Here is a 24,512-nt window from a genome sequence, read left to right on the forward strand (position 1 = left end):
TCACCCGGCGTCATGTTGAACACAACGACGTTGTGTGACTTGTCAGCAGCCAATCTGCGTCACATTCAGGGCTCGAGCTGGCGCACCAGGCGGGTCGGAGCCGTCGAGCGGTAGCTGATCTCGATCCACTCGGCATCTTCCGTCCAGCGTCGTTGTCAGCAGGGGCGTCCGGGTTGGGGCCGGACAGGTCCAGGGCCCACCAGCCGGAGCTGGCCAGATACGCCGGCCGGAACGCTCGAGCGTCCTGCGCCAAGACGTCGACGTCGGCCCCCTCGACCTTCACCGAGGCGCCGCAGTAGGCGAAGACCTTCTGGGTGAAGAATGCCGGACGGCCGTGGGAGACCTTCATCTGGGCCTGCGGCAGAGCCAGGGCCAGGGTGCTCACTCGCTGGAAGTGCGGGTCCGCGTCGTCGTACATCACCGGGTGAGCCATGGGCACCAGTGTGGCCCCACCGCCGGCGGACCGTGAACAGTCCGTCAGCGATGGGGCCGGGGTTCGGCCGTCAGGGCCGGGTCAGGGCCGGGTCAGGGCCAGATCAGTTCTGGACCGAGCCCAGGCGGTATGAACGTCCCGGGGCGGTGCCGTTGACCTCCCAGTCGCCCAACAGTCGGGCGCGATAGATCAGCGGGTTGTGCTGGGCCAGCACGCGGGCGTTGCGCCAGTGCCGGTCCAGACCGCGGCTGCCGCTGACCGCGGAGGCGCCGCCGACCTCGAACAGGGCGGTGGCCGCGCCCAGCACGGTCTTGGCGATGACCTGCTGGGCCTGGTAGACGCGGACGTACAGGGCGTCGACCACGTCCTCGGGCAGCTGCAGGCCCACGGCGCCCAGCGAGCCCTCGCGTTCCAGCACACCGCCGAGGGCGGCGACCACGGAGTCGAAGGCCGCCCTGGCGGCGAACGCGGCCGAAGACAGCTCGCCCACGACCTGCAGCACCTGGGCGTCGTCGCGGGGCAGCTCGGCGGCACCGTGGGAGAAGCTGCGACGGCGCCCGCGGACGTACTCGGCGGCGTCGCGCACGATGGCTTCCCCAATCCCGGTCAGGGCGGCCAGGTGCAGGAACTGCCAAGCCGCCTGACCGGTGGCCACGCGGGTTCCGTCGTCGAGCCCGCCGTCGAAGACCTCTTCCTCCGCGACGGGCGTGCTCTCGAAGACGGTGGTGCCGGAGGCGGTGAGCTGCTGGCCGAAGCCGTCCCAGTCGTCCAGCAGGGTCACGCCCGGCGCGTCAGCCGCCACGATCGCGGCGGTCTCCTCGCCCTCAGCGTCCACCGCCGCGACGATGATCCAGTCGGCGTACAGCGTGCCGGTCGAGTAGTACTTCGTGCCGTTCAGCCGCCAGGTGCCCTCCGCATCGCGGGTCAGCGTAGTGGTGCCCTCCCCCACCGCGTTGTTGATCTCGGTGATGGCATTCCCGACGACGGCGCCCTCCGCAATCCGGCGCAGCCAGCGCTCGCGGTAGGCCGGGTTCGGGTGGCCCAGCACGGACTCCTGGTTGATCAGGTGTGCACGCAGTGCCTGGACGATGCTGGAGTCGGCACGGGCCAGCTCCACGATCAGCTCGGCCTGTTCGGCGAAGGACAGTCCTGCCCCGCCGTACTCGGTCGGCACGCGCAGGGAGGTGAAGCCGGCCGCGGCCAGTCGGCGCACGACCTCCGGGTCGATCACGTGGTCGGCTTCGCGCTCCACCGCGGTGGCGGCGATGCCGGCGAACTCCGGGGCCAGGCGTTCGCGGAGTGCGGCCAGCTTCTCAGAGCCGGCGTTCGCGGTCTTGATGGTCTGGGTGGTCTCGGTCTGAGCGGTCATCATGCTCCCTGAGTGGTCTGAGCGGCGGCGGCTGCGGCGTTCGGGTCGGAGTTGCGGGCGGTGGAGTGGAACGGCGGGGTGATGCCGTTGATCCGGTAGTTTCCCACCGCCTGGACGCGGTAGATCAGCGGGGTGTGGCTGGCGATCGTGCGGGCGTTGAGCCAGTGGCGGTGCAGGTGCTTTCCGGTGTCGACTGTGGAGGCACCGCCGGACTCGAAAATCTGGTTGGTCGCCTGAAGGATCAGCTCGGAGACCACCGCGGTGGTCTCCGACAGGGCAATGTTCGCCTCGGTGTGGGCCTGGATGACCACCGGGTCCTCCAGGTCGGTGTGGCCGCCGACGGCGCGGAAGGACTTCTCCGCCACGGCGGCCGCCCCGGCCACGGCGAACCGGGCCACCGAGACCTTGGCCGATACCGCGCCGATGACCTCGTGCACCAGGGGGTCCTGAGCGGGGGTCTCGGCGGCGGCGTGGTTGTACGTCCGTCGGCGCTCGCGCACGAACTGGGTGATCTGGTGCAACGCGTTCTGACCGATCCCGGTCTGGGTGGCGGCCAGGACGATCCACAGCACGGTGTAGGCCAGCACTCCCGTAGGGGTGTCGAACTCCTGGAGCCGGTGGGGGTAGACCGGCACGTCGTCGAAGGTGGTGGTGCCTGAGGCGGTTAGGCGCTGACCAAATCCGGACCAGTCATCGATCCGGCGCACACCGGGGTCGGTGGCGTCGACGATGGTGAAGTAGACGGCGTCGTCGTCGCCGTTCTGGCCCGGCTGGGTGGCGGTCACCAGCAGGTAGTCGGCGAACAGTGCCCCAGTGGAGTAGAACTTGTCCCCGGTGATGTGGGCCAGCGGGGTCGGTCCCTCGGCGGCGGGAGCTGCCGCCGGGTCGACGGGGGTCCAGATGACCGGTCGCTTGCCAGCAGACGGGGGAAGCTCGACCAGGGCATTGCCGAAGATCTTGCCCTCGGCGACCTGGCCGATCCACCAGTCCGAGACCTCGCCCTGCGACTCGGCCTCGTGCTGCTCGGTGAACATGTAGTGCCCGTGCAGGGCCTGAGGCAGGTTGGAGTCGGCGGCAGCTAGATCCACCAACAGCAGGGCCAGCTGAGGCAGGCTCGCCCCGATGCCACCACGCTCGTGGGAGAGGCGGACCCGGGTGAAGCCGCTCTGGCGCAGCAGCTCGATGGCGTCGAACGCCAAGGTGTGGTCCTGTTCGCGCTGGTCGGAACCTGCAGCGATCGCGGCGAAGACCGGGGCGAAGTGGGCGGTGAGCTGCTCGTCGGTGGGAGCGTTCTCCCCCACGGCCTGGCGCAGCTGCTCGAAGGTGGCGGACGCCGCGCTGACGGTAGCGGCATCGGTGGACGCGTCGGGTTGATGCAGTAAAGTCACGGAGCTGACCTTCCGGTGGATCAGCGCACCGCAGGACCAGCGGGACAGTTCACGAGCAGGCCGGAAGACGAGTCAGTCGGGTGCCCACGGGAGCGCCGTACTTGCCGGTCACGTTCGTGCCGACCGAATCATCACCTGGAGCACCCCGCTACAGCGAGAGGGTTGCTGTCCGGCCAGCCAGGGCTTCGCACCGGAACTCGTGATTCTGTGCCTGACCCTAGGCGCGCCCGGCGAGGGGTGTCCAGTGGGCCCCGTCACGGGCCGTCATGTTCGCCGCGTCCTCCGCGGGGACGCGCTCAGCGCAGGTCGAACAGGTCCCGCAGCTCGTCCAGCGACCCCGGCACCACCGAGTAGTGCGCCCAGCGCCCGCGCTGCTCCCGGGTGAGCAGCCCAGCTTCCACGAGCTTCTTCAGGTGGTGAGAGACAGTGGGCTGGGAGAGCCCGACGTCGGCCCCCAGGTCACAGGAGCAGACCTCGCCACAGCCTCGGCTCGCCAGATGCGAGAGCAGCTGGAGCCGGGACGGATCCGCCAGCGCCTTGAGCTTGACGCTGAGCCGTTCGGCATCGGGCCGCCCCAGCGGCGTCCTGCCCAGGCAACAGCCGCCCTCCGAGGACCTCTCGTCAGCTGCTTCGTCACCTGCGCAGCACGGAGGCGGACCCTTCAGCGGAAGATGCGTGGCCGTCGTCGTGGTGGTCATCACCTCACCATACATTGACGACCATCAATATGTCAGGCATCCTGAACCTGCCCCGCTCCCGCCGACCGAAGGCCCACCAGATGACCACCGCACCACCGCAGCCTGCGCCCACGGACACCCCGGTGGCCGCACGGATGTCCTTCCTCGACCGTTACCTGGCGGTCTGGATCCTGCTCGCCATGGGCGCCGGACTGGCGCTGGGCGCCCTGATCCCCGGTCTGGACCAGGCGCTGGAGTCGGTCCAGGTGATGGGGATGTCCCTGCCGATCGCCGTCGGTCTGCTGGTGATGATGTACCCCGTGCTGGCCAAGGTGAGGTACGACCAGACCCACCGCGTGACCGGGGACAGGCGACTGCTGGCCCTGTCCCTGGTGCTGAACTGGATCATCGGCCCGGCACTGATGTTCGCCCTGGCCTGGGCGTTCCTGCCGGACCACCCGGAGTACCGGACCGGGCTGATCATCGTGGGGCTGGCCCGGTGCATCGCCATGGTGCTGATCTGGAACGACCTCGCCTGCGGGGACCGGGAGGCCGCGGCCGTGCTGGTGTTCATCAACTCGGTGTTCCAGGTGATCGCGTTCTCCGGGCTGGGCTGGTTCTACCTGCAGGTGCTGCCGGGCTGGCTGGGACTGCCCACCACCGGCGTGGACTTCAGCGTCTGGGCGATCTTCCTCTCGGTGCTGGTGTTCCTGGGCATCCCGCTGCTGGCCGGGTTCCTCACCCGCACGGTCGGTGAGCGCGCGAAGGGACGGACCTGGTACGAGGAGCGGTTCCTGCCGCGGATCGGCCCGTGGGCGCTGTACGGACTGCTGTTCACCATCGTCACCCTCTTCGCCCTGCAGGGGGACGCGATCCTCTCCCAGCCGCTGGACGTCGCCCGGATCGCCATCCCGCTGGTGGTCTACTTCGTGGTGATGTTCCTGGGTTCGCTGCTGCTCTCCCGCGCCGTCGGTCTGGACTACGCCCGCTCCACCACGGTGGCCTTCACCGCCTCGGGCAACAACTTCGAGCTGGCCATCGCGGTCTCCATCGCCACGTTCGGCGTGACCTCGGGCCAGGCGCTGGCCGGCGTGGTCGGTCCCCTGATCGAGGTGCCGATCTTGATTGGGCTGGTCTACGTGGCGATCTGGCTGGCACCGAAGCTGTTCCCCGGCGACCCGAGCATGCCGGACCGGGCGCCCGCAGTCTCCGCCTCCACCGCCACCACCGACTCCGGAAAGGACATCCGATGAACCCCTTAGTCCTGTTCATCTGCAATTCCAACGCCGGCAAGTCCCAGATGGCCGGCGCCCTGATGCGGCAGCAGGCCGCCGAGCGGGGGATGGACGTGGAGGTGCACACCGCCGGCGCCCGGATCTCTCCGGGCAATCCGGACGGCACCACTCTGAACACCGAGGCGGCGGCCTCCCTCAAGGCGGTCGGGGCCTCGTTGGACGGCGAGCACCCCAAGCACATCGACCCGGAGATCCTGCGCTGCGCAGACCGTGTGATCGTGGTCGGTCCGGCCCAGGTGGAGCCGGTGGATGGGATGAGGGCCGAGATCGAGGTCTGGGGCACCGACGAGCCGAGCCTGCGGGGGATCGAGGGCCAGGAACGGATGACGATGATCCGGGACGAGATCTCCCGTCGCGTGTCCGGACTGCTGGACGAGTTCGACACCCGCCCCACCGTCCTGTTCGTCTGCGTGCACAACGCGGGCCGTTCGCAGATGGCCGCCGGCTACCTGCAGCATCTGGCCGGCGACCGCATCCAGGTGCTCTCGGCCGGATCCGCCCCGGCCGCGTCGGTCAACCCCTCGGCCGTGGCGGTGATGGCCGAGGAGGGGATCGACATCTCCGCCGAGCAGCCCAAGGTCCTCACCACGGACTCGGTGCGCGCCTCGGACGTGGTCATCACCATGGGCTGCGGGGACACCTGCCCGATCTTCCCGGGCAAGCGGTACGAGGACTGGGAGCTGGACGACCCGGCCGGCCAGGGCGTGGAGGCCACCCGCCTCATCCGCGACGACATCAAGTCCCGCATCCAGCGCCTCATCGCCGAGCTGGACGCCACCGCCCCACAGCCATGATCACGTGCGCGCCACCTCGGCTCCGGCCCGGCGTGTCGCCACAGTTGGCGTGCACGTGATCACCGTTGGGCCGGTGGGCAGGGTGTTTCCCGACGACGGCGCTCGGCTCAGGCGGGCGCCTCGCCATAGTGGGGCTCGGCTCGCTTGACCATGCCCATGACCCACATGGTCACGGGCGAGAGGATGATCTCCACGGCGGACTTGAACAGGAAGCCGACCAGGACGTAGTTCAGGAAGTCGGGCAGGCCGGTGATCCCGATGACCCCGGCGGCGATCGAGCAGAACACCAGGGTGTCCACGAACTCCCCGGCCAAGGTGGACAGGGCGATGCGGCCGAACAGCAGCCTCTCGCCCGAGCGGCGCTTGAGGCGGACCATGGACCAGGCGTTGGTCAGCTGGCCGGCCAGGAAGCCCAGCAGCGAGGCGAGCACGATCATCGGCACCGGGCCCAGCGTGCGGGCCAGCGCCTCCTGTCCGTCGTACCACTCGGCGCCGGGCAGGGCGATGATGATCCAGTAGCAGAGCGCGGCGAAAGCCGAGAGGGCAAAGGTGGTCAGGATGGCCCGGCGGGAGGCCTTGAGGCCGTAGACCTCGGAGACCACATCGCCCACGATGTAGGCCAGCGGGAAGAGGAAGAAGCCGCCGTCGGTGATGATCGGTCCGAAGGTCACCCCCTTGGAGGCACCGATGTTGGAGAGCAGCAGCACCGCGGCCATCACGGCCACGAAGATGGCGTAGAGACCGGTGCCGGTGGGGGCGAAGTGGGCGCGCTCGGGCGCGCGGGAGACAGATTCAGTCACGGTGGGTTCCTCTGGGGGTGGTTCGCCGGACCCGGGGGTCGGCTGTATTAGCACGTCCAATAACTCCTGCCGCTGCGGTGGAACGGCCTCGGCGGCCCCGCACACACCTGCTGCCCCAGGTGGCGGTGGAACCTGATGATTCTCCCACAGTCGGGGGTCCTGAAGCTCCTCCGCTGCCCCCAGAATGGCCGGAGCGCGTCCTGATCTCCGTCTCCGGGCGGATCCCTTGCGGGCCCGCTGGTCCGTAGCCTCAGAGCATGATCCCTGGAATACCTTCCCGCTACCGCGACCTGTCCCCCACCTCTGAGACCATCGCCTCCACCCCCGCCTTCGGTGCACTGTCCGCCGCGGCCGTGGCCGGGCTCACCCTGGTCGAGCACCGGAACCTGGGCCCCGTGGCCAAGGCCGCCTACCGCCTGGCCTACGCCGGGTGCGCCGGAGTCTACGGCGCAGCCATCACGCAGCAGCAGAACGTCGTGTCCACCGCCAAGGCACTGTTGATCGAGGACGAGCCGTTCCCCCCGGAGTCCATCCGTCCGAGCGTGGTCGGCCCCTTGGCCGCCGGGGCCACCCTGGGGCTGGCCGAGCTGAACGAAGCGATCGACGGGAAGCTCGTGGACTGGATCGGCAACCGCGGTGTCTCCCACCCTCGTGCACTGCTGGCCGGCGTGGGCGCGGCGCTGATGGGCGCGATGTGGTTCACCGACCGCCGCGAGACCCTGCAGATGACTCATGACCTGGATGCTCAGGAGATGGAGCCGGGCCCCTCTCAACCGTTGGACCGCAGGGTGATCGCCATCCTGGAGCGCCTGCTGCGTGATGACCTGCCCGGTGCTGTTGCCCTGCGGCAGCAGCTGGACAGCGTCCTGCAGCTGCACCCGGAGCTGTCATCGGACACCGACCTGGAACTGGAGGTGGACGAGGACGCACCGCGCGCGGTTCCCTACACCCAGGTCTGGCCAGTGCAGGGCCGTTTCACCCGGGACGGGGAGGAACTGGCCATTGAGCTTCAGATCCACCAGGGCCGCCTGTCGATGATCTCCCTGATGGTCCCGGATGCGCCCTGGGGTGCGGACCGCGACGAGGAGGACACTGACTACGCCGAAGGTTCCGAGCAGGAGCGTGCGCATACCATCCTGGAGGAGATGACCGAGTGGCCGGAGGTGGCCGAGATGCGCTTCGTCATGGACGGGCAAGACTGACAGATCATAGACCACGACGCCGGCACCGCACCTGCGGGACCGGCGTCGGTCTGCCCTGGGGGCGGGAACGCCGCTCAGGCCGCATAGAAGCGGTCCTCGGCGCTGAGCGAGCCGTCCCGGCGGCGCCGTCCGAAGAGCTTCTTGGCCAGGAGCCACAAGCCCACCAGGGCGCCGATCAGCAGGATCACCACCAGGACCGGCAAGAACACGGCGGCCAGAGCCAGGGACGTGGAGGCGGCGTCCTCGACCGTGGAGAGCACCGGGGCAGCCGCGCCCGCCGTCACGGTGTTGGCACCGGCACGCGTGGTCGCCTTGAACAGGTGCACCAGCAGGGCCATGCCGGCACCGATCACCACCGGAACCCAGGCCTCTCCGGCGAACAACGACCCGGGGTCCTGCACCGTCACGGTCTCCGATCCCATGCCTGAGGCAAAGGTGATGCCGCCAGCCGCCGGTCGAATGACGGTCTGCACGGCGTCGTTGACGCTGTCCAGCACAGGGATCTTGTCCGCCACCACCTCCAGCACCAGCAGACCGCCGATGATCCAGAGGGTGACGTCAGCCGAGAGCCAGGCCCAGGCGGACGGGAGCTCCACGAAGGAGGTGAACCGGTCCATCAGGCCCAGCACGAGCATGGGGATGTAGGCGTTCAGCCCAGCGGCACTGGCCAGGCCGGTGCCGGTGAGGAATTCGAGCATGGTGCACCCGGTCTTCTGCAGCCCACCGACGCCCCGTGGTTCGGATCCGTCCTCTCGGCGCCCTGCACTGCACATTCAACACCCATGGGGCCGCAACGCTTCCCGGATAGACTGAGGCGGCCCGTTCTGTGCCGTCCCGCACGCCGGGCTCAGCCCGATCCCCACCCCTTGGAGTCCTCCTCATGACCACGCCCATCCCGGAGAAGCCCTCACGTCGCCAGCGGGCTCGTGTCCAGGATGCCGAGCGCCCACGGCTGCGGCTGGGGCTGATGGGCTTCCTGGTGGCGTGGTTGCTGCCCAACCTGGTGATGGCCGTCGTCGTCATGGTCCTGGGCCTGATCCCGGACCTGCAGGTCTACGGCTCGCTCTCCCCGCTGCTGACCGTGGTGGGGGTGGCCGGCCTGGTGATCGGCCTACCGCTGTGCCTGCTGGTGAATTGGGTATTCCGGCACCAGCTCAACCAGTGGGTGCACGTGATGGGCTACGCCCTGGTGGGCATGCTCTACGGTCTGGCCGTGCTGCTCTATGGCGGCTCGGGCCTGCTGCCCATGCTCATCCCGCTGATCGGCTTCCCGGCTGCCGTGCTGATGGCCCTGGGACGCACCCTGGCCCGCCCGCTGGCCCACGTCGTGGACGCTGAGGGTGAGCCGATCGAGACAGACCTGGACGAGCCGGGCCCCCTCCCCGTCGAACAGCACTGACTGAGCCGAACGGGGCTGTGCGCGTGCACAGCTGAAGCACCTCGCGGGCAGGAGTACCATGGTCGGCATGTCCAGCACTGATGCCCGCACTCCCGGCCAGCCCTACGATCTCTCCTCCCCCGCCCTGGCGCTGACGATCGCCGGATCGGAGGCCACCGGCGGTGCCGGCGCCCAGGCCGATCTGAAGACCTTCCAGGAGCTGGGAGTCTTCGGCATGGTCGCCCTGACCTGCATCGTCTCCTTCGACCCGAAGAACGACTGGGGCCACCGGTTCGTGCCCGTGGAGGCCCAGGTGATCGCCGACCAGCTCGAGGCCATCCAGGGCGACTATGCCGACCAGCTGACCACCACCAAACTGGGCATGATGGGCTCCCCCGCCACCATCTCCACGGTGGCGACGGCGCTGAAGAACCAGCAGTGGCAGAACATCGTGCTGGACCCGGTGCTGATCTGCAAGGGTCAGGAGCCCGGCCACGCCCTGGACACCGATCAGGCCCTCAAGGCCGAGCTGCTCTCGCTGGCCACCTTCACCACCCCCAACCACTTCGAGGCCGAGCAGCTCTCCGGCATGAGCATCTCCTCGGTGGAGGACCTGCTGCAGGCCGCCCGGCGCATCCATGAGGTCTCCGGAGCCGCCGTGCTGGCCAAGGGCGGCATCCGTCTGGACGGCCCGGATGCCGTGGACGTGTTCTACGACGGCACCACCGAGGAGATCCTCTCGGTGCCCAAGATCGGTGAGCACGCGGTCTCCGGCGCCGGCTGCTCCCTGGCCGCGGCCGTGACTGCCGAACTGGCCAAGGGCGCCACCCCCGTGGAGGCGGCACGTCGCGCCAAGGAGTTCGTCACCGCCGGCATCCATCAACGGGTGGCCGGCAACACCCCGTTCGATGCCCTCTGGCAGGGCGGACTGCGGTGAGGATCGAGATCTTCTCGGACGTCGGCTGCCCATGGTGCTTCATCGGCAAACGGCGTTTCGAACGGGCGCTGGCCCAGTTCCCCCACCGAGACCAGGTGCAGGTGGAGTGGAAGAGCTATCAGCTGGATCCGTCCCTGCCCGAACATGATGCCCGCTCGGAGGTCGAGTACCTGACTCAGGCCAAAGGGATGCCGGAGGGCCAGGTGCGCCAGATGCTCGGTCACGTCACCGCCCAGGCCCTGGACGAGAACCTGCACTACGACTTCGACTCCCTGGTGGTGGCCAACTCCTGGAAGGCCCACCGTCTCATCCAGCGCGCCAAGGCGGTCTCACTGGCCGCAGCGGAGGAGCTGGAGGAGCAGCTGTTCTCCGCCCACTTCGAGCGCGGCGAGGACATCGGCTCGGAGCAGGTGCTCGCGGAGCTCGGCCAGGCGGCCGGGCTGACTGCCGAGCAGGTCGGGGAAGCGCTCTCGGACTCCAGCTGGGAGGACCGGGTCCGCGCGGACCTGCAGGAGGCCCGGGCCCTGGGTGTGACCGGGGTGCCCTTCTTCGTCCTGGACCGGAAGTACGGCATCTCCGGGGCGCAGCCCACCGAGCTGTTCGCCCAGGCACTGGAGCAGGCCTGGGCTGAACACCAGCCCCTGCAGATGGTCTCCCCCACGGCCGGTCCCGGCCAGGGTCCCGACGACGGCCCCCAGGCTGGTCTGGACGGTCAGGTCTGCGGCCCCGAGGGATGCGACTGAGCACCGTCACTCCCGGGCCCCCGCAGCAGGGGTCCCAGCGCCTCAGTCAGTGTGCCGGAAGTCCAGCCCCAGTCGGCGGGCCCCGAGGAAGCGCACCGCCAGCGCGATGCCGATCAGTGAGGCGGCCAGCGTCATGGTCCAGGACAGACGCCACCCTCCGCTCGCCGTGGCGATCGCGGCGAGGATGATCGGCCCGACCAGATTGGCCGCGTTGTAGATCTGCTGCATCAGCCCCATCACGGCCGCCGGCGATCCGTCCTCGGGTGCCACGTCCACCGCGATCCGCGTCAGAGTGGCCGGGATCAGGGCACCCACCCCGGAGAAGAGGGTGACGGCCACGATCTGCACCACCAGTCCACCGGGCACGGACGTCCAGTCCGGGGCGAAGGTGACCACCGTGGTGACGGCCATGGTGATCAGTCCGATCAGCAGCAGCGGCAGGGCCGAGACGCCCCGCTGGTGGAGTCGGCCGGAGAGGATGTTGCCCACCGCGTTCATTCCGCCCACCACGGCGGTGACCACCCCCGGCCAGAGTCCACCCACACCGGCTTCGCGGAAGATGGTGGGCAGGAAGCCGATCACCGCTCCCCACTGCAGGGTGTAACAGGCGAAGACGATGCCGGCGATCCACGGCGTCAGGGTGGCCACGGTACGGCGGATGCGGACGACGGCGGCGCCCACCTGGGGCGGCCCGGTGTCCGGATCCGCAGGGACACAGGCGAGGATGAGCGGGACGGTGATCGCGGTGATCACGGCCATGATGATCCACCAGGTGTTCCACCTGACGCTGGTCAGCAGCAGCGTGGAGGCCAGCACCGCCAGAAACGTGGCCATGCCCTGGAAGCCGGCCCACCAGCCCATCGCGATGTTCGCAGAGGCCGGGTGCGCCACCCGGCGGATGAGGGCCGGTGCCACCACCCCGGCCATCAGGAAGCCCACGCCCTCAAGCATGCGGGTCAGCATCAGGAACCAGGTCTCCGTGGCGAAGGCACCGGCCAGAGAGCCCACGGCGAGCAGGACCATGCCGACCACCAGGGTTCGGCGCAGCCCCCAGATCTCCGAGAACAGGGAGGCGGCCAGCCCGAGCAGCATGGAGCCGACCTGCACGATGCCCAGCAGCACACCGGAGTCCACGAGGGACAGGCCCAGATCGGCTCGGATGAAGTCCAGGGCGCCGGGCAGCTTCCAGATGTGCATGGCCGAGGCGACTCCTGCGACCACGACGATGATCCAGGCACGTGATCCGCCAGAGGCCGTGGCGCGTTGCGGGGACGAAGGGGGCATGTCGACACCCTAGTGGGACACGACACGACAGTGGCGTGCGCACCGGCCCGTTAACGGCCTGAGAGGCGGCAGCCGTGGCTGCCGCCTCTCAGCGGATCTGGATCAGTGGAGCCCGCATCCCCCCGGGCTGATTCCATCTGATCTGTTCCGTCGCACCGTCTCATGGGGCTCTTTCAGAGTAGTCAGCGCACAGTCTGCGCAGGTAGTGGACCTTTGGACAGACTTTCGGTCCCGAGTGTGATCCACATCACATCCGGCGGGAGGAGTGCCCGTTCGAGAGGATCGGGACCCCCGCACGCACCCACCACCAGTCCTTCTCTCGACCGGAGGTGAAGGTCCCTCCGAAGGCCCTCACGCGGTCCCTCATCCCGATCAGCCCATGACCGGAGGACATCCAGGCACCTCGTCCGCGCGGTGTCATGCCCAGACTGTTGCCCACGGCCAACCGCACCTCCTGGTCATCGGCGTCGAGCTCGATCACCGCTTCGCTGCCACCTCCGGCATGCTTGGCCACATTGGTCACCGCCTCCTGCATGACCCGGTACAGGGCGGTCTGGACACTCTGGGAGATGCCTTCGGACAGGCCCTCCGTCCTGACGGCCGTGGAGATCCCCAACGATTCCAGGCCCCGCCCGAACTTCACCGCTCCATGTTCGAGGTCCAGAGCCGAGGCCCCGTCCTGCGCGTCGGTCTCGGAGGCGTTGGCGGGATCGGCCACCAGGCCCTCGGCCTGCAGCAGCGTCAGCATCCGGCGCAGGTCGCCCAGCGCCTCCTTGGCAGAATCACCGGCCACCTGCACCGCCATCCGAGCCGCCTCGTCCGTCCCCACGAACTGTGCCGTCCTGGTCTGCATGGCGATGATGGTCAGGTTGTGCGCCACGATGTCATGCAGGTCCCGGGCCAGCAGTCTCCGCTCCTCCTGGGCCACCTCAGCGGCACGGCGCGTGGCCTCGGCGACGCGGCGCAGGTCCCGCTCACGGCGAGCCAGGCTCTGCTGGATGAAATGTCCGATGGTCCAGCCCCCGGCCAGCAGAGGCACCACCACCCACAGGCTGCTGGAGTCCTCGGGCGTGGTGATCGGGATGGACGCCGCCCAGGAGATCGAGACGGCCAGGGCGAACAGGCTGAACGGGAGATTCGCCGACGCCGCCACCAGCACCAGGATCACGGGCAGCAGCAGTGACGGTGAGACGTGCAGCCCGAAGACGTGGCTGGCGATCAGCCCCGGGATCAAGGCGGTGAAGGCCACGGTGCTGCGGATCCACAGCAGGAAGAAGGGGATGCCCGTCAGCAGGGTCAACAGCACGTTGGGGGCACGGTCACCCTGAGTCCAATCGCCCAGGACCATGTCCGAGACCATGGACGCGCCCATGAACACGGTGATCAGGATGAGCACGGCCCGGTTCAGGGGCCGCGCACGCCAGAAGTCGCCTGACCTCTCCAGGAGATCAGGCGACGCCGGTGCCGTCATGCGATGGAAGGACCTGACTCAGCCGCAGAAGATGCCGAAGACCTTGCACAGCCACTTGCCTCCAGCGGAGGTCACGCCAGTGGGGCTGGCGGTCTCCGGAAGAGTGACCGACACGGAGGGGCCAGGGGCCACCGGGGCAGGCGAACCCGCGGGCGCGGCCGCAGCCGGGGAGGCGATCAGGGCGACAGAGGCGGCCACAGCGGCCAGGGAGGTGTAGACAGTCCGTTTCATGACACCAGTATTCCGCATGACACCCAGTCAGACCAGAGGTGCAGGTCACCGTCTGGGTCACTCTCCGTGCGGCACTGCGGCCCGGTACGCTGACGCCATGGTGCAGACTCCTCCCGCGATGACTCCGGCTCCCGGGCACAGCCGCCCCTTGACGGTGCTGGTGGTGGACGATCAACCCCTGATGAGCGGGGCTCTGAAGACGCTGATCGGTTCGGCACCGCACATGGAATGCGTCGGGGTGGCCGCCAACGGCGAGGAGGCGGTCGAAGCCTGCATCGCGGTGCGGCCGGACGTGGTCCTGATGGACATGCAGATGCCGGTCATGGGCGGCGTGGAGGCCACCGCCCGAATCACCGAGGCCTGCCCGGACACCCGGGTCCTGGCCATCACCACCTTCACGTCCGAGCAGTACCTGGTCCCGGCCCTGCGTGCCGGTGCCGCCGGCTACCTGCTCAAGGATGCCGAGCCCACGGTCATCCTCGGGGCGATCTGGGGTGTCCACCGCGGTGAGTCCGTGCTGGCCCCGGCGGTCACCGCCAAGCTGCTGGCCTCCATCGAGCATGACCGTCCCGTGGTGGGACGGGCCCAGCTCAAGCCCGGGGATCCGGACGGTTCCGATCTGACCCCGCGGGAACGGGAGATCCTGCAGCTGCTGGCCCGGGGCCGGTCCAACCCGGAGATCGCCCAGTCGCTCTCCCTCTCCGAGTCCACGGTCAAGGCCAACCTCACGCGGATCATGGACAAGCTCGAGGTGCGCGACCGCGTCCAGGTGATCATCCGCGCCGCCCAGCTGGGGCTGGTGACCCTCTCGCTCGACTGAGCTCCGCGGATCAGGCCCGGACCACCGGTACCTCGGCGAACCGGGTGGTGTACTGCGGGGAGGCGAACTCCCGCCGCATGCTCCATTGGCCCTGTTCCACCAGCCCGCCCTGGCCCAGACCGATCGCCCCCGCGCCGAAGCGGCCGCGGACCGCCCCGAGCACGTCCTCCACATGCCGATCTGGTTCTGCCGACTCGAACACCTCCAGCATGGGATTCTGCTGGGCGGCGGACTCCAGGCCGGAGAGCATCACCCCGGCACGGTTGTAGGGGATGCCCTCACTCATCACCGAACGCATGGCGGCGGCCGCGGCACGGGTGATGGCGACCGGATCCGCCGTGGCCCGGTCCAGGGCGACCGTCCGGGCCACGGAACCGTCCTCCCCGGTGAACCGCGAGGTCCCCGCCGTCACGGTCAGCACGCGTGCCCGCTGGCCCTGAGCGGCCATGCGGGCCGCAGCGCGCTGGGCGTAGACGTTCATCACCTCGGCCATCTCGGCCTGGGTGGTGACCGGGCGGGAGAAGGACCGGGAGAAGATGACCTGGGCCGGACCGGCGCTTTCATCCACGTCCGGCACGCAGGGGGTGCCCCTCAGCTCCAGGACCGTGCGCTCGAGCACCACGGAGAATCGAGACCGGATCCACCCCGGATCGGCATCGCGGAGGTCAGCGATCGAGTGGATCCCGAGCTGCTCCAGCCGGGCCGAGGTCTTGCGTCCCACACCCCACACCTCCCCCGCTGGAAGACGGCGCAGCAGCGCCTCCACCGACCCGCGGGGCACACTGTCCCAGGCCATCACCCCACCCAGCCGACCGTCGTCGGGATTGTGCTTGGCCACATGGTTGGCGAACTTGGCCAGCGTCTTGGTCGGGGCGATGCCCACACACACCGGCAGTCCCACATGCCGGGCCACGGCCTCCCGCAGCTGCCGTCCGGTGGCCTGCAGCCGCTCAGCATCGCCCTGCAGTCCCAGGAACGACTCGTCGATCGAGTACACCTGCTGCCAGGTGCCGAACCGGCCCAGCAGCTCCATCACCCGGGCGGACATGTCCCCGTAGAGCTCGTAGTTGGACGAACGGGCCACCAGGCCCCAGCGTTCGGCTTGCCGGGCGATCTGGAACCAGGGAACGCCGGTCTTCAGTCCCAGGGCCTTGGCCTCCGGGGAGCGGGCGACCACGCAGCCGTCGTTGTTGGAGAGCACCACCACGGGACGGCCTTCGAGGGAGGGGTCGAAGGCCCGCTCACAGGAGACGTAGAAGTTGTTCACGTCCACCAGGGCGATCCGGTCCAGCGTGGCAGGACGGGACCCGACGCCGGGCATCGCGCTCACAGCCGGTGCAGGCAGCAGGTGGCCACGCCCCACACCTGCAGCCGATCAGGATCCTCCAGGACCAGCGGCGCAGCGCCGTCCTCCGTGGCCAGGGCGACGGCGCGCTCGCCCCCGCGCACCTCCAGCAGGAGCCGACGCACCAGCAGCTCCCCGTCCACCACGGCCACCACCACGGAGCCGTCCTGGGGCACGGCGGCCCGGTCCACGATCAGCTCGTCGCCGTCGCTGATCCCCGCCCCGGACATGGCCTGTCCGGCCACGCGCAGGATGAAGGTGGAGGTGCGGTCCCGGATCAGCTCTCGGTTCAGATCGATCCCGCCGTCCAGGTAGTCCCGGGCCGGGGAGGGAAAGCCGTGGGCGCGAGGAGACTGTCCTGCTCCGGCGGGCTGGACGGTCATGCTCGCCTCACTCGTCCTCGTCCTCGTCTTCATCCGGGGACGGCGACGGGGAGGGCGAGCTCGACTCGGTGGGGCTCGGCGAGGGCGACGCACTAGACTCTGTGACGCTCGGCGAGGGCGAAGGGCTCTCGGACGGAGACTCGCTGGGCGAGGCGGAGGCACTGGGCGAGGGGCTGGGCGAGGCGGAGGCGCTGGCCTGGTCTCGGCGGCGGGCCTCCTCCTGGCGGCGCTGCTCCTCAGCGGCCCGCTGCCGAGCGGCCTCCTGCTGGCGAGCGATCTCCTGCTGACGCGCGATCTCCTGTTGGCGGGCGATCTCGCGCTGTCGTGCGATCTCAGCCCGCCGAGCCTCTTCGGCTCGGCGGGCCTCCTCCTCGCGCTGACGCTGCTCGGCAGCCAGCAGAGACTCCTGGGTGTTCTCCAGGGAGACCATGCGGGCTTGGGCCTGGGAGAGTGCCGTACCCAGGCGCTCCTGCAGTCCCTCCTTGTCTGCGGCCCAGGCCAGCGAGCTGAGGGTGGAGCCCTCGTCCGGCACGGCGGCGATCATCTTCTGTGCTGCGGTGCCCCGCTCGAGCAGTGCCGCCAGCTCCGCGATCTCCTCACTGGCGGCAGCTGATGTGCCCGGCTGGACGCTCTCCAGTTCCTCCAGCTCCTGCACCGTGGGCAGCACCTGCCCGGGCAGGGTGCACTCGTACCCCGCCGAGTACAGACCCTTCTTGGCGGACCGGGCCTCGGCCTGGGCAGCGCGCACGGACTCCCCCAGCTCGGCGAGCGGCTGCTCCCGGACGGGGACGGCCAGTCCTTGCTCGACCTGCTGGACATTGACGATCTGCCCGGCATGGTGGGCCTGCGCCAGCAGTGTCCCGTGGGGTCCGGTGCGCTGGTCCGGGAACTCCAGGCGGACGGAGTCGCCGGGTTCGAGCACCGCGCGCAGCTGGTCGACGGACTTCTGGGCCAGGCACTGCTCCGGCCCCGGCTCCTCGCCCTCCCCGGCGAGCACGGGCGCCATGATCCCGGCCAGACGCACCGTCTCCTCATTCCCGTTGAAGTTGACCACCACCGTCTGGCCGTCCTGCACGGAGATGACCTGACCGGCCGACTCAACCGTCCGGATGTCCTTGAGCGCGCTGAGCACGGCAAGGGTCAGCAGCAGCGCAGCGAGCGCCAGGAAGGCGATGGTTCCGATGCGCGGGAACCGGCGGCTGGTGGACTCGGACATCTGATTCCTGGAGTGAGGGGTGCCGAAGGGCGGGTGGCCGACGGGCCGGTCTGGGGTCACCCGATCCTATCAAGCACGCCGCTTCGGCCGACTCAGCGCTCGCGCTGATAGAACGGCAGCTCCACCACGGTGAACGCCTCCGGGCGTCCTCGCAGGTCCACCTGCAGAGCGGTGCCCACGGCGCTGTGCCGGGCGTCCACGCGAGCCAGGGCCACGGGGTGCCCCAGGGTGGGGCTGGGCGCCCCGGAGGTGACCTTCCCGACGACGGCTCCGTCACCGTCCAGCACCGGGTAGCCGGAGCGGGCGGCACGGCGGCCCTCGCCCTGCAGCCCGACCAGGACCTGACGGGTGTCCGTGCCTTCGGCGGCCTCCGTCTCGGCGCGTTCGCGTGCGGCCTCCAGGGAGGCTCGGCCGACGAAGTCGCCCTCCTTCTTGTAGGCGACCACCGGGCCGACACCGGACTCTGCCGGCAGGTGCTCCAGGTCCAGTTCGTTGCCGTACAGCGGCATGCCGGCCTCCAGGCGCAGGGAGTCACGGCTGGCCAGCCCGCACGGGAGCAGATCGACTCCGAGTTGCCCCGCGGCGGAGACCAGAGCGGTCCAGACGGCGGTGGCCTGGGCGCTGAGCTGATCGGCGTCCGGCTCGGGCCCGATGATCAGCTCGAAGCCGTCCTCCCCGGTGTAGCCGGTGCGGGCCACCAGGACCGGCACCTCGCCCTGCTCGGTGCGGACCGTGGACTCCAGGGCGGAGTAGTACTTCATCTCGGCGACCTCCGCCGCGGCGGACTCCACCAGGGCGGCGGTGAGGATCCGGGCGGACTCCGGACCCTGGACGGCCACCAAGGCGGACTGAGCGGACTCGTCCGTCACGGTGGCCTCGAACTGGGAGGCCCGCTCGCTGAGCGCGGCCGCCACGGCTGAGGCGTTGCCGGCGTTGGGCACCACCAGGAACTCCGTCCCCGGGTCCACCACACCGTCCGCGTCCGGCTCGGCGGCGTCCAGACGGTAGACGATGACATCGTCCAGCACGGTCCCGGCCTCGGTGCAGACCAGGGAGTACTTGGCCTTGCCCGGCTTGACGGCGGAGATCTTCCCGACCAGGGCGTAGTCCAGGGCGGCGGCGGCCTCCGGTCCGCTGACCCTGACCTCACCCATGTGGGAGAGGTCGAACAGTCCGGCGGAGCTGCGTACGGCCTGGTGCTCGGCCAGCTCCGAGCCGTACTTCAGGGGCATCAGCCAGCCACCGAAGTCGGTGAAGGAGGCACCGGCCTGTTCGTGGACCTGGTGCAGGGGGGTGGTCCGCTGGGACGGGGTGGTGGTCATCTCAGACTCCTGTGTGCTCGATCGGTTCCGCCGGGGCTCAGTCTTCGAACGCCTCGGGCGGCGGGCAGGTGCAGATCAGGTTGCGGTCGCCGTGAGCGCCGTCGATCCGTCCCACCGGCGGGAAGTACTTGTCCCGGCGCAGCGACTCCACCGGGTAGCCGGCCTGCGAGCGCGGGTACGCCCGGTCCCAGTCGTCGGCGGTGAGCACCGAGGCGGTGTGCGGGGCGTTGCGCAGAACGGACTCGTTCAGGGTCTCCTTGGTGGTCGCCTCGATCTCGGCGTGGATGGAGACCATGGCGTTGATGAACCGTTCGATCTCCGCCAGGTCCTCGGACTCGGTCGGCTCCACCATCAGGGTGCCGGCCACCGGGAAGGCCAGGGTGGGTGCGTGGAAGCCGTAGTCGATCAGGCGCTTGCACACGTCCTCGGCGGTGACACCGGTGCGGGCGGTGAGCTCGCGCAGGTCCAGGATGCACTCGTGGGCCATCAGCCCGGAGTTGCCGGTGTAGAGGATCGGGTAGTGGTCCTGGAGCCGCCGGGCCAGGTAGTTGGCCGAGAGCAGCGCCTGGCGGGTGGCCTCGGTCAGGCCGTCGCCGCCCATCAGGTGGATGTAGGCCCAGGAGATCGGCAGCACGCCGGCCGAACCGTACGGAGTGGCGGTGATGGGGTGCTCTGCGTCCGGCAGGTACGGAGTGAGATGCTCGGCCACGGCCACTGGGCCCACGCCGGGTCCGCCTCCGCCGTGCGGGATGCAGAAGGTCTTGTGCAGGTTCAGGTGGGAGACGTCGCCGCCGAACTGCCCGGGCTGGGCCAGTCCGACCAGGGCATTGAGGTTGGCGCCGTCGATGTACACCTGGCCGCCGGCCTCGTGGACCTTGCGGCAGACCTCGCGCACGTCGGCGTCGTAGACACCGTGCGTGGAGGGGTAGGTGATCATGATGGCCGCGACCTTGCCCTCGTTCGCCGCGATCTTCGCATCGAGGTCCTCGGCGCTGATGGTGCCGTCCTCGGCGGTGGCCACCACCACGACCTTCAGCCCCGCCAGCACGGCCGAAGCGGCGTTGGTGCCGTGGGCCGAGGCCGGGATCAGGCAGACGTCCCGCTCCCCCTGACCCTGGTCCAGGTGGTAGCGGCGGATGGCCAGCAGACCGGCGTACTCGCCCTGCGAGCCGGCGTTGGGCTGGACGGAGACACCGGCGTACCCGGTGATGGTGGCCAGCTTGGCCTCCAGGTCCGAGATCAGGTGCCGCCAGCCCTCGGTCTGGTGGTCCGGGGCGAACGGGTGGATGGAGCAGAACTCCGGCCAGGAGATGGACTCCATCTCCGCGGTGGCGTTGAGCTTCATGGTGCACGAGCCCAGCGGGATCATGGTGCGGTCCAGGGCGAGGTCGTATCCGGAGAGGCGACGCAGGTAGCGCAGCATCTGGGTCTCGGACCGGTAGGTGTTGAACACCTCGTGGGTCATGTACTCGGACTCGCGCCGCAGGGAGGCGGGCAGGTGCTGGGAGGAGGCGGCGTCGTCGTGCTGGCCGTCCGCCGGCACGGAGGCGCCCTCCAGTCCGGAGGCGTCCACACCGAAGGCGGAGAGCACGGCCACCAGGTCCTCGTCCGTGGTGGTCTCATCCGTGGAGACGCCCACGGTGTCCGCGTCGACCAGGCGCAGGTTGACTCCGGCTTCCTCGGCGGTGCGCACGATCTGCTCGGCCCGGCCGGCAGTGCGCACCTGAACGGTGTCGAAGAAGGACTCGTGCACCAGCTCCTGGCCGGCGCCGCTCAGCGCAGTGGCCAGACGTGAGGCCTGCCGGTGGGCATGCTCGGCGATCGCCCGCACACCCTCCGGGCCGTGGTAGACGCCGAACATGGAGGCCACGATGGCCAGCAGCGCCTGGGCGGTGCAGATGTTGGAGGTGGCCTTCTCCCGGCGGATGTGCTGCTCACGGGTCTGCAGGGCCAGGCGGAAGGCGGGCTTGCCGGAGGAGTCCTGGGAGACGCCCACCAGCCGACCGGGCAGCTGGCGCTGCAGTCCGTCCGTGACAGCCATGTAGGCGGCGTGCGGGCCGCCGAAGAACAGCGGGACGCCGAAGCGCTGGGTGTTGCCCACGGCGATGTCCGCGCCCTGCTCGCCCGGGGGCACCAGCAGCGCCAGGGAGAGGATGTCCGCCGCGACGGTCACCATGGCACCGCGCTCCTTGGCGGCGGCGATCACGGGTGCGTGGTCGGCGATCCGGCCGGAGTCACCGGGCTGCTGCAGCACGATGCCGCACAGTCCGCGCTCCTCCAGCTCCGCGGCCACGTCCTGCGGCAGGTGCTCCAGCCCGGCGGTCAGGTCCACGGTCCGCACGGTCAGGCCCAGGGCCTGTGCGCGCCCCTCCACCACGGAGCGGGTCTGCGGGAACAGGTCGGCGTCCAGCAGGGTGATGCCGTCCGAGTTCTTGCGGTTGGCACGGTGCATCAGCAGCACGGCCTCGGCGGCGGCGGAGGCCTCGTCCAGCAGGGAGGCGTTGGCGATCGGCAGACCGGTCAGGTCAGAGACCATGGTCTGGAAGTTCAGCAGTGCCTCGAGACGCCCCTGGGAGATCTCCGGCTGATAGGGCGTGTAGGCGGTGTACCAGGCCGGGTTCTCCAGGACCTTGCGCAGGATGACCGGCGGGGTGACGGTGTCATAGAACCCCTGGCCGATCATCTGGGTCTTCATGATGTTGCGGCCGGCGATCTCCCGCAGCTGCTCCATCACGGCGGCCTCGGTCAGCGGGGCGGGCAGGTCCAGCGGCTGCTCCTGCCGGATGTCCTGCGGCACGGCGGCGTCCACCAGGGCGTCCAGGGAGTCATAGCCCAGGGTCTGCAGCATGTGCTGGGCGTCCTCGGCGCGCGGACCGATGTGGCGTGCGGTGAACGGAGCCGAGGCGGTGTCACGGGGCTGATGGCCGGCAGGGTGCCCGGCCGGAGTGGCGGGGCTGGCCGACGGGGTGGAGGCGGTGGCGGTCATGGCTTCTCCCATGCTGAGGCGGACAACGGTGCGGCAACGTTCAACCTCCCCGCTCTGTCATGGACCTGAGAGATTTCGACTGTCAGGTCCTGTGGCGGCGTGCGCCCGGGGCCGGAGGTCGTTGCACCGTCGGTGGTCGCGGCTGGCTGCCGTGACGCTTTCCAGAGACGCCTTCCCGCACGGTTCTGGGGCCTGAGAGATTCCTGGGGAGGAGTTGCTCCTTCGGCGTCCGATCCGGCCGGTGTCCGACCCGATCAGCACTCTCCCGTGCGGGGACAGTGGCGTGCCTCCCAGTGTGTCACACCGCACGTGCCCGGTCACCCGCGTTCACCTGGACGTAGCCCAGGACCACCGGTTCCGTCACGTGAAGACCACCGGGGATTCGCCCGGGCGGGGCATGCTGTGTTCGCTCTGCCCCACCCCCCGGACCATGAAGGACTCAGCCATGACCGCATCGCACCCCACTGCCCGCAGCCGTCGCCGCCCTGTCCGCGGCCTCCGGCCGCTGCTGGCGACCGCCGTCATCACCGGAACCCTCGTGGCCACGCCCGCGGCCGCCGTCGGGCCCTCCGTCACGCTGCCTGCGGCCCCGCAGACCGACGCCTCCCCGGCTCCTGCACCCCAGGACGGGTTCCGGGTGCTGCCGTACCTGATGGAGCCCACTGCAGACTCGATGGACCTGGTCTGGTTCTCCGAGACAGACCAGCCCGGCACCGTCCAGGTCTCCGGCCCAGGCCTGGGCGGCGGGAAGGGCAAGGGCAACGACGCCGGCCGCTACACCTCGGATCCTCAGTACCGCCCGTTGCTGGAGTACACGGACAAGGAGCTGGACCAGTCCATCACCGGCCTGGTGAAGGGCTCCTGGCTGAAGGCCGACTCGAACTACCGGCACCGGGTCTCCATCACCGGGCTGAAGCCGGGCAAGACCTACCGGTACACCGTCATCCAGGGCGGACAGACCCACTCCGCCAGCTTCGAGACCGCCCCGAAGGCCAACTCCTGGGACGAGATCCGGATCATCGCCTTCTCCGACTCCGAGACCGAGCCCTACGGCCGGGTGGAGCACCGCGAATGGGAGCTCTCCCCCGTTAACGGCTACACCGAGGACTCGCTGCCGCGCCCGGGCGAGGGCTCGGCATGGGACCGGATCTTCGGCCACACCACCCGCTACGGTCAGTTCACCCTGCGCTACCCGCTGAGCCAGGACACGGCCATGCGGGAGAACATGAAGCACATCGAGGCCGCGGACCCGGACCTGATGATGATCGCCGGGGACCTCTCCCAGGGCTCGGGGTACCAGCCGGCGTGGGATGAGTTCTGGCGGCACTTCGCCGGGGAGCACGGCACCCTGGCCTCCACCACTCCCCTGCTGACCGCGCTGGGCAACTGGGAGACCTATGCGGCGCTGAACGGGGGCTACGGGACCCCGCAGGACCAGTCCCCGGCCGTGATCAGCCGCAACAAGTACCACGAGTACTTCGAGCGCACCGGGGAGGGCACCGATCAGGCGAACCCCCAGTACCGGGGCTCCTACTACCGCACGGACCACGGGCCGGTCACCGTGCTGACCCTGGACTCCACCAACGGCCTGCCGGATGAGAACACCAAGACCGGAACCCTGTCCGGACCGGTGTTCTCCGGGGACGACACGAACCTGACCGAGGACAGCCTCTCCACGGACACCCAGGGCGAGTTCACCCGCGAGGACTATGACCGTGCGTTCACCGAGGTCTTCCCCGGCACCACCACCGCAGACTCGGATCTGCCCAACGTCAACGAGGGCACCGCCCAGTGGGAGTGGGCCCAGGAGCAGCTGGCCGACGCCCGGGAGAAGGGGCAGATCGTGCTGGTGCAGTTCCACCACGCGGCCTACTCCAACGGCGTCCACGGCACTCCGCCGAACCACGAGCACGCCGACAACCAGTCCGGTGTGGCCATGCGCGCCTACACCCCGATGTTCGAGGAGTATGGCGTGGCCGCGGTGATCTCCGGGCACGACGAGATGTTCGAGCGTTCCTGGGTGGACACCGACGGGGACGGACGGGGCTTCCATTCCTACGACGTGGGCGTGGCCTCGGACGGACTGCGCGGCGAGCAGCTGGCCCGGAACGAGGACGGGGTCTACGAGCCGATCCGCTTCAACTCCCACTCCGAGTGGATGGCCGCGGCGGACGAGCCCGAGCACTGGGAGGACGTCGACGGGGTGCGCCAGCTGGTGGACGGCGGCCTGCACTACGGTCACCTGCAGATCGACATCACCCGTCAGGGGCAGGGCGCCGAGCTGACTCTCACCCCGGTCTACGTGTTCCCGGTGCTGGATGAGGACTACGAGCTGGTGCGCACCGAGCGCCGGGAGTACGACGACGTCATCACCTTCTCCGTGGACCGCAACGGCCTGCCCCAGCAGCAGGGCTGAGACCTGTGGGGACCGTCATGAT

The 24,512-nt window shown here is 69.6% G+C and carries 22 protein-coding genes, 1 pseudogene and 3 riboswitches; of the genes and pseudogenes, 9 read left to right on the forward strand and 14 right to left on the reverse strand.

Translation table 11 applies throughout. The features are described from left to right. Window positions 1–10: 10 nt before the first annotated feature. The 4 genes from ACEXHE_RS07695 to ACEXHE_RS07710 form a co-directional block, all read right to left on the reverse strand. Window positions 11–433 carry a hypothetical protein gene (locus tag ACEXHE_RS07695; RefSeq protein ID WP_374785351.1) on the reverse strand — a complete coding sequence of 141 codons (423 nt, stop codon included), beginning with the start codon at window positions 431–433 and terminating at the stop codon, window positions 11–13. A 103-nt stretch (window positions 434–536) separates the two neighbouring features. Further along, window positions 537–1,802, reverse strand: a complete 1,266-nt coding sequence (locus tag ACEXHE_RS07700) for an acyl-CoA dehydrogenase family protein (protein WP_374785352.1) — start codon at window positions 1,800–1,802, stop codon at window positions 537–539. Then, complete coding sequence (locus ACEXHE_RS07705) at window positions 1,802–3,190, reverse strand: acyl-CoA dehydrogenase (RefSeq protein ID WP_374785353.1); 1,389 nt, start codon at window positions 3,188–3,190, stop codon at window positions 1,802–1,804. The genes ACEXHE_RS07700 and ACEXHE_RS07705 overlap by 1 nt, the downstream gene beginning before the upstream one ends. A gap of 92 nt (window positions 3,191–3,282) precedes the next feature. Beyond that, window positions 3,283–3,395, reverse strand: a riboswitch (SAM riboswitch). Window positions 3,396–3,486: 91 nt separating this feature from the next. Continuing rightward, window positions 3,487–3,888 (reverse strand): helix-turn-helix transcriptional regulator, encoded by a 402-nt coding sequence (locus tag ACEXHE_RS07710; protein ID WP_260061703.1) that lies wholly within the window; start codon window positions 3,886–3,888, stop codon window positions 3,487–3,489. Between the two features lie 80 nt (window positions 3,889–3,968). Here ACEXHE_RS07710 and arsB point away from each other — a divergent pair, with 80 nt between their 5' ends. The 3 genes and pseudogenes from arsB (at window position 3,969) to ACEXHE_RS07725 (ending at window position 5,956) form a co-directional block, all read left to right on the forward strand. After that, the gene (gene arsB, locus ACEXHE_RS07715) at window positions 3,969–5,120 is read left to right on the forward strand and encodes an ACR3 family arsenite efflux transporter (protein ID WP_374785354.1); all 1,152 of its coding nucleotides are present in this window, start codon (window positions 3,969–3,971) and stop codon (window positions 5,118–5,120) included. Then, a pseudogene (locus ACEXHE_RS07720) lies at window positions 5,117–5,407 on the forward strand (low molecular weight phosphatase family protein); the annotation flags it as partial. The gene arsB and the pseudogene ACEXHE_RS07720, both read left to right, overlap by 4 nt. 84 nt (window positions 5,408–5,491) lie before the next feature. Further along, window positions 5,492–5,956: an arsenate reductase ArsC gene (locus ACEXHE_RS07725; RefSeq protein WP_374785450.1), complete on the forward strand. Its 465-nt coding sequence runs from the start codon at window positions 5,492–5,494 to the stop codon at window positions 5,954–5,956. Window positions 5,957–6,063: 107 nt separating this feature from the next. On the opposite strand, the gene ACEXHE_RS07730 is transcribed toward ACEXHE_RS07725, so the two are convergent. After that, entirely contained in the window at window positions 6,064–6,756 is a 693-nt protein-coding gene (locus ACEXHE_RS07730; RefSeq protein ID WP_374785355.1) for a queuosine precursor transporter, read from the reverse strand. A 257-nt stretch (window positions 6,757–7,013) separates the two neighbouring features. On the opposite strand from ACEXHE_RS07730, the gene ACEXHE_RS07735 reads away from it, so the two are divergent. Further along, window positions 7,014–7,958 (forward strand): hypothetical protein, encoded by a 945-nt coding sequence (locus ACEXHE_RS07735; RefSeq protein ID WP_374785356.1) that lies wholly within the window; start codon window positions 7,014–7,016, stop codon window positions 7,956–7,958. Window positions 7,959–8,032: 74 nt separating this feature from the next. On the opposite strand, the gene ACEXHE_RS07740 is transcribed toward ACEXHE_RS07735, so the two are convergent. Then, window positions 8,033–8,656 carry a DUF4126 domain-containing protein gene (locus tag ACEXHE_RS07740; RefSeq protein ID WP_374785357.1) on the reverse strand — a complete coding sequence of 208 codons (624 nt, stop codon included), beginning with the start codon at window positions 8,654–8,656 and terminating at the stop codon, window positions 8,033–8,035. Between the two features lie 182 nt (window positions 8,657–8,838). On the opposite strand from ACEXHE_RS07740, the gene ACEXHE_RS07745 reads away from it, so the two are divergent. The 3 genes from ACEXHE_RS07745 to ACEXHE_RS07755 are packed head-to-tail and all read left to right on the forward strand — an operon-like array spanning window position 8,839 to window position 11,016. Continuing rightward, window positions 8,839–9,357, forward strand: a complete 519-nt coding sequence (locus ACEXHE_RS07745) for a hypothetical protein (protein WP_374785358.1) — start codon at window positions 8,839–8,841, stop codon at window positions 9,355–9,357. A gap of 58 nt (window positions 9,358–9,415) precedes the next feature. Then, window positions 9,416–10,273 carry a bifunctional hydroxymethylpyrimidine kinase/phosphomethylpyrimidine kinase gene (gene thiD / locus ACEXHE_RS07750; RefSeq protein WP_374785359.1) on the forward strand — a complete coding sequence of 286 codons (858 nt, stop codon included), beginning with the start codon at window positions 9,416–9,418 and terminating at the stop codon, window positions 10,271–10,273. Next, a complete protein-coding gene (locus ACEXHE_RS07755) occupies window positions 10,270–11,016 on the forward strand; it encodes a DsbA family protein (protein ID WP_277244955.1) in 747 nt (248 codons plus the stop codon). Before thiD ends, ACEXHE_RS07755 begins: the two co-directional genes overlap by 4 nt. Before the next feature lie 42 nt (window positions 11,017–11,058). On the opposite strand, the gene ACEXHE_RS07760 is transcribed toward ACEXHE_RS07755, so the two are convergent. From ACEXHE_RS07760 to ACEXHE_RS07770, 3 genes are all read right to left on the reverse strand, one after another. Next, window positions 11,059–12,300, reverse strand: a complete 1,242-nt coding sequence (locus tag ACEXHE_RS07760) for a CynX/NimT family MFS transporter (RefSeq protein ID WP_374785360.1) — start codon at window positions 12,298–12,300, stop codon at window positions 11,059–11,061. Window positions 12,301–12,547: 247 nt separating this feature from the next. After that, on the reverse strand, window positions 12,548–13,696 hold the full coding sequence (locus ACEXHE_RS07765; protein ID WP_374785361.1) for a sensor histidine kinase: 1,149 nt from the start codon (window positions 13,694–13,696) through the stop codon (window positions 12,548–12,550). Window positions 13,697–13,789: 93 nt separating this feature from the next. After that, window positions 13,790–14,002 (reverse strand): hypothetical protein, encoded by a 213-nt coding sequence (locus ACEXHE_RS07770; protein ID WP_260061693.1) that lies wholly within the window; start codon window positions 14,000–14,002, stop codon window positions 13,790–13,792. Between the two features lie 97 nt (window positions 14,003–14,099). Between ACEXHE_RS07770 and ACEXHE_RS07775 the strand changes: the two genes are divergently transcribed. Continuing rightward, window positions 14,100–14,822, forward strand: coding sequence for a response regulator transcription factor (locus ACEXHE_RS07775; RefSeq protein ID WP_245760708.1), 723 nt, complete (start codon window positions 14,100–14,102; stop codon window positions 14,820–14,822). 10 nt (window positions 14,823–14,832) lie between these two features. On the opposite strand, the gene ACEXHE_RS07780 is transcribed toward ACEXHE_RS07775, so the two are convergent. From ACEXHE_RS07780 to gcvP, 5 genes are all read right to left on the reverse strand, one after another. Further along, window positions 14,833–16,143, reverse strand: coding sequence for a Y-family DNA polymerase (locus tag ACEXHE_RS07780; RefSeq protein ID WP_091697865.1), 1,311 nt, complete (start codon window positions 16,141–16,143; stop codon window positions 14,833–14,835). Between the two features lie 5 nt (window positions 16,144–16,148). Continuing rightward, window positions 16,149–16,550, reverse strand: a complete 402-nt coding sequence (locus ACEXHE_RS07785) for a LexA family transcriptional regulator (RefSeq protein WP_245760709.1) — start codon at window positions 16,548–16,550, stop codon at window positions 16,149–16,151. 7 nt (window positions 16,551–16,557) lie between these two features. Then, window positions 16,558–17,766: a thermonuclease family protein gene (locus tag ACEXHE_RS07790; protein WP_374785362.1), complete on the reverse strand. Its 1,209-nt coding sequence runs from the start codon at window positions 17,764–17,766 to the stop codon at window positions 16,558–16,560. Between the two features lie 92 nt (window positions 17,767–17,858). Further along, window positions 17,859–19,088, reverse strand: a complete 1,230-nt coding sequence (gcvT, locus tag ACEXHE_RS07795) for a glycine cleavage system aminomethyltransferase GcvT (protein ID WP_374785363.1) — start codon at window positions 19,086–19,088, stop codon at window positions 17,859–17,861. A gap of 37 nt (window positions 19,089–19,125) precedes the next feature. Next, a complete protein-coding gene (gcvP, locus tag ACEXHE_RS07800; RefSeq protein WP_374785364.1) occupies window positions 19,126–22,074 on the reverse strand; it encodes an aminomethyl-transferring glycine dehydrogenase in 2,949 nt (982 codons plus the stop codon). 52 nt (window positions 22,075–22,126) lie between these two features. Then, window positions 22,127–22,241: riboswitch (glycine riboswitch) on the reverse strand. Window positions 22,242–22,244: 3 nt separating this feature from the next. Continuing rightward, window positions 22,245–22,352: riboswitch (glycine riboswitch) on the reverse strand. Between the two features lie 167 nt (window positions 22,353–22,519). Here gcvP and ACEXHE_RS07805 point away from each other — a divergent pair. Next, complete coding sequence (locus tag ACEXHE_RS07805; RefSeq protein ID WP_374785365.1) at window positions 22,520–24,490, forward strand: metallophosphoesterase; 1,971 nt, start codon at window positions 22,520–22,522, stop codon at window positions 24,488–24,490. The last annotated feature ends 22 nt before the right edge of the window (window positions 24,491–24,512 follow it).

Source organism: Micrococcus sp. IITD107 (assembly GCF_041927415.1).
In the GTDB taxonomy this organism is placed as follows: domain Bacteria; phylum Actinomycetota; class Actinomycetes; order Actinomycetales; family Micrococcaceae; genus Citricoccus; species Citricoccus terreus.